At 72.5% G+C, this 4716-nt stretch carries 2 protein-coding genes and 1 pseudogene; all 3 read right to left on the bottom strand.

Going from position 1 to position 4716, the window contains the following annotated elements; genetic code table 11:
* On the bottom strand, positions 1-3035 hold a 3035-nt coding region (locus I0Q12_RS26020; RefSeq protein ID WP_197256116.1), incomplete at its 3' end, for a non-ribosomal peptide synthetase.
* 218 nt (positions 3036-3253) lie between these two features.
* Entirely contained in the window at positions 3254-4168 is a 915-nt protein-coding gene (locus I0Q12_RS26015) for a hypothetical protein (RefSeq protein WP_197256114.1), read from the bottom strand.
* A 70-nt stretch (positions 4169-4238) separates the two neighbouring features.
* Positions 4239-4716, bottom strand: a pseudogene (locus tag I0Q12_RS33960) (hypothetical protein); the annotation flags it as partial.

Here is a 4716-nt window from a genome sequence, read left to right as displayed (position 1 = left end):
GTGGGTGCCTCGAACAGTTCCCGCACACCCATTTCCGTGCCGACGGCGGTGTTCACGCGGGCGACCACGCGGGTCGCGCTGAGCGAGTTGCCGCCGAGGTCGAAGAAGTGGTCGTCCAGGCCGACGCGGTCCAGGCCGAGGACCTCCGCGAAGGCCGCGGCGGCGGCACGTTCGGTGCCGGTGACGGGCGCCCGGTATTCGGCCCGGGCGAAGTCCGGGGCGGGCAGCGCGGCGCGGTCGAGCTTGCCGACCGGGGTGAGCGGCAGTTCGCCGAGCACGACGATCGCCGCCGGAATCATGTGCGAGGGCACGAAGTCCCGGAGATGCGCGATCAGCGCGGCGGCCTCGGGGACCGCGGTGTCGGATCCGTCCGCGGGCAGCACGTAGGACACCAGCACGGTGTCGCCGCCCGGCCCGGGGCGTCCGACCGTGATGGCGAAGTCCACGTCCGGATGGGCGGTGAGGGCCGCGTCGATCTCCCCGAGTTCGACGCGGATGCCGCGGATCTTGACCTGGAAGTCGGACCGGCCGAGGTAGTCGAGAGTGGAGCTTCCGTCGGCGGTGGTCCGCCAGCGCACGACGTCACCGGTGCGGTACAGGCGCGCACCCGGCTCACCGAAGGGGTCGGCGACGAACCGCGACGCGGTCAGCGCCGGCCGCCCCCGGTAGCCGCGCGCCAGCGCAGGTCCGCCGAGGTAGAGCTCGCCGGCGACACCGGCCGGGACCGGGCGCAGCGCGGCGTCGAGGACGACCTCGGTGAATCCGCGTCCCGGTCCCCCGATGGTCACGGGTTCTCCCGGGACGAGCGCGTCGCTGAGATTGGACATCACGGTCGCTTCGGTGGGCCCGTATCCGTCGAGCATGGTGCGGCCGGGAGCCCAGCGATCCACCAGTTCCGATGCGCACGCCTCCCCCGCGACGAGCAGGACGCGCAGCGCGTCGAGACCGGACGGGTCGAGCGAGGCCAGCACGCTCGGGGTGAGCACCATATGGGTGACGGCCTCGCGGCGCAGGAGCTCGGTGAATTCGTCGCCGCCGTAGACGGTCGGGGGCACGATGACCAGGGTCGCGGCCGATCCCACCGCCCACAGCATCTCGAACACCGACGCATCGAAACTCGGTGAGGCGCAGTGGAGCACCTTCGCATTGCGGTCGCCGGCGAGGCGGGTGCGTTGTTCGGTCACGAGGTTCGCCAGCCCGTGGTGGGTGACGACGACGCCCTTCGGCAGGCCGGTCGAACCCGACGTGTAGATCACGTACGCGGCCTGGCCGGGGTTGACCGGGTCGCCGTCGGTGATCGGCGCGTCGGACACGTCGCCGGCGGGTTCGTCGAGCAGGAGCCAGCACACCGAGCCGGGCAGCCGGTGCACCGTCGACGAAAGGGTCACGCCGACAGTTACTTCGGAGTCGGTGATCATGTGCTCGATGCGTCCGGCCGGGTGGTTCGGGTCCACCGGCACGAACGCGGCGCCGGCCTTCGCGACGGCCCACACCGCGGTCACCGACTCGACGGATCGGGTGAGTGCAACCGCGACGATCGACTCACGGCGCACACCGGCGGCCCGCAGGGCGCGAGCGAGCCGGTTCGACGCGGCGTCGAGTTCGGCGTAGGTGACGCGCCGGCCGGGCGCCGCGAGCGCGATGCCGTCGGGGTTCGCGGCGACCGCCTCGGCCAGCAGCTGCGGCAGCGTGATGCCGGGCATCGGGGCGGTACCGCCGACGACGGTGCGGTGCGGGGCCTCGAGGTCGGCCAGGCGGGATTCCGGGCCGGCCGCGAGCATCCGCTCGACGAGCGCGACGACGGCGTCGTGGTGCACGCGCAGCTCGTCGTCGCCGTAGCGATTCGGATTGGCGGCGAACTCGACGAATACCGTTGCGCCGCTGCGGTATACGTTCACGACGAGATCGGGCACGGGACCGGTCGTGAGGATGTGGAAGTCGGTGGAGAGCGAACCGAACTGCAGGTGCCGGTCGAACAGCATCACGTTGACCATCGGACCGGTCACGGCGCGGGCGGCGGCGTCCGCGCCGAGGTCGCGCAGGATGTCCTCGACATTGCCGCGCTGGTGCCGCAGTGCGCCGAGCAGTTCCCCCTGGACGCGGTCCACGAGGCCGCCGACAGTGTCGCCCGGCCGCGTCTGCACCCGGATCGGGGCGACGTTGGCGAGCATGCCGCCCGAGCGGCGCAGGATCGCGGTGGGTCGCGCCGAGACCGGGATGTCGACGGTGACCTCGCGGCGGCCGGTGCGTCGGGACAGGTAGTGGGCGAATGCCGCGACCAATGTGGCGGCGGCGGTGCCGTCGTTGCCCGAGAGCAGCGCGGCGGCCCGATCGGACAGGGCGGTGCGGAGGGTGCGGCTCGTCGCGACCGGCGGGGCGTCCCGGTCGGCGAGAGTGGCAGCGCCGCTGCGGGTGTCCAGGCGCTGCGCCCAGTAGTCACGGTCGGCGGCGAACCGGTGGGACTCGCGGTACTCGCGCTCGAGCCGTTCGAGGGTGCGCAGGCCCGCGGCCCGGTTCGGTTCCGGCACAGTGTGTTCCACCGCGGCGGTGTAGAGGGAGGCAACTCGGCCGACCATCGTCGCGGCACCGTGCCCGTCGAGGGCGATGTGGTGGATGCGGCTGTACCACAGGTAGTGCTCGTCACCGACCCGCAGCAACGTCGACTCGCACAGGTGGTCGCGCTCGAAGTTCACCGGGGCCGTGTAGTTCGCGTGCATCCAGGACTGCGCGGCGGTCAGCGGGTCGGGTTCGGCGCGGAAGTCGTGGAAGCCCATCTCCGCGTCGGCCGGCGGGTCGACCACCTGGTGTGGCACGCCGTCGATCTCCACGATGCGCAGGAACACCGACTGGAACTCGTGTGCGGCGCGCATCGCGACCTCGCGGAACAGCTCGACGTCGAGCGGACCCCGGATGTCGAGATACTGGGCGATGCAGATCGGCACATCGGGTGCGAGGTGCTGCGCGAACCACAGTCCGTGCTGGGCGGCCGAGAGTGGGAACGGCTCGTGGACGGTGGTCGACGCGGCGCGGTCCATCGATTCACAACCCCTGGAGTGCTGGCGCCGCGGGGTGCGCGGCGGGCGGTGGATTCTTCGGTTCGCCGGTGCGAATCCGGCTTCTCCACCCTGCCGCGGCAGGGCCGCGTCGTTAACACACCCAAGGGGTGAGGGTGTACCACCTCGTGTGTCTTGGTGGCGGCCGAGGCCGCCACATCTGCACACCGGCGCGTCAGCGCCGAATGGACGCTGCCGCGTCAGCGCCTGGCGATGCCTCGGCCGATCCGTTCGATCCGTTCGACACCGGACGCACCCACCCCGGCCGCCCGGTCGCCGATCGCCTTGGCGCTGCCACCGATCGCCTCGCCGAGCGCACCGCCGACGATGCGGACGGGGCGGGAGATCTCGTCGAGCGCCTCGGCGACGGCGGGATCCTCGTCGTCGAGCCACCCGGCGGCATCGGCTCGGCACGCCGCGCGGAAGTCGTCGAGGTCCTCGCGCAGATCCACCAGGTTCTTCACGGTGCGGGTCGACGACAGCCGCTTCACCAGCTCGAGCGTGGTGCCCTGGGCGAACCGCGCCAACGCGCGGCGGGCTCGGCGCAACAGTTCGCCGTCGCGGTCGAGGTGCTCGGCGAGCAGACCGCGGGCCTGCCCGATCGCCTCGGGCAGAGCGGCGGGCTCGGTGGTGCGCAGGTGCTCGAGGCGCAGTCGGTGCCAGAGGTTCAGCGAGTCCTCGACGAGAACGAGCAGCTGCAGGGTCTCCCCGAGCCGCTGCGCCGGGTCGAGCGCGCCGGCTTCGGCGGCGTCGGCCGCGTCGAGAACCGCGGTCGCGTGGTCACGCAAACGCGAGACGGCCGTGGCGAGCGGCGCACCGAAGCCGGCCACCGCGTCCCATTCCCGTGCCGGGAGCGCACCGGTCTGGTCGACGATCGCCACGGCACGGGTCAGCTCATTGTGGTGGGCGACGACGTCACCGAGGGCGGGGGCGTCGGCCAGTTCGAGGAGCTGCTCGACGGTGCTCGACCCGGTCCCGGCCGGCCCGGCGGTCACCCGGGCCACCGCGGCCTCCACCGACGAGACGGCGGCGCGCAGCGCACGGACGATCGCGTCGAGGGACCCTGCACCGGCGGGCGGGACGTCGGGAGCCGCGGGGTTCGGTTCGTCGGTCATGGTGTCCATGGTGCTACGTCCGGTTTCCGGACGCACGCGGGACCCGGCGGTCACCGGCACCACCGAGCCGTCAGTTCCGGACCCGCACCCACGCGTCCTCGAGGAGCGCCACGAGGTCGATCTCGCGGCGGGCCCGGTACGCGCTCAGGACGCGGCGCGGGCGGGTTTCGTCCTCGAGTCCGATCGCGGCGGCGAGCGCGGCGGCCATGCCCTCCTCCGGCACGATCTCCGGCGTCGAATGCCCGACCAGCGCCAGCGCCTTGCGCAGCGGTTCGGCGTTGTCGGCGACCGTGCGCAACGGCACCACGTCGAAATGCCCGTCGGGGTGGAACTCGAGGAACACCTCGTTGTCCTCCTCGACTCCGAGATCCTCGAGGAATCGCCGGATCGTGCCGAGCTGCGGGGTCGCGCCGGACCACCGCATCACCTGCGTCCCCAGCCGGGAACCGAGCACCAGGCCCCCTCCGGGCGGGCATCCGACGATCCCGGCCACGGCGGACGGAACCGGGAAGTCGGCGCCGCGCAGGTGGTCGCGGGTGGCGGTGATA

The organism is Rhodococcus sp. CX (genome assembly GCF_015865005.1).
Classification (GTDB): domain Bacteria; phylum Actinomycetota; class Actinomycetes; order Mycobacteriales; family Mycobacteriaceae; genus Rhodococcus.
The sequence above is the reverse complement of the archived record's forward strand: the minus strand, read 5'-3'. Positions and strand labels throughout refer to the sequence as shown.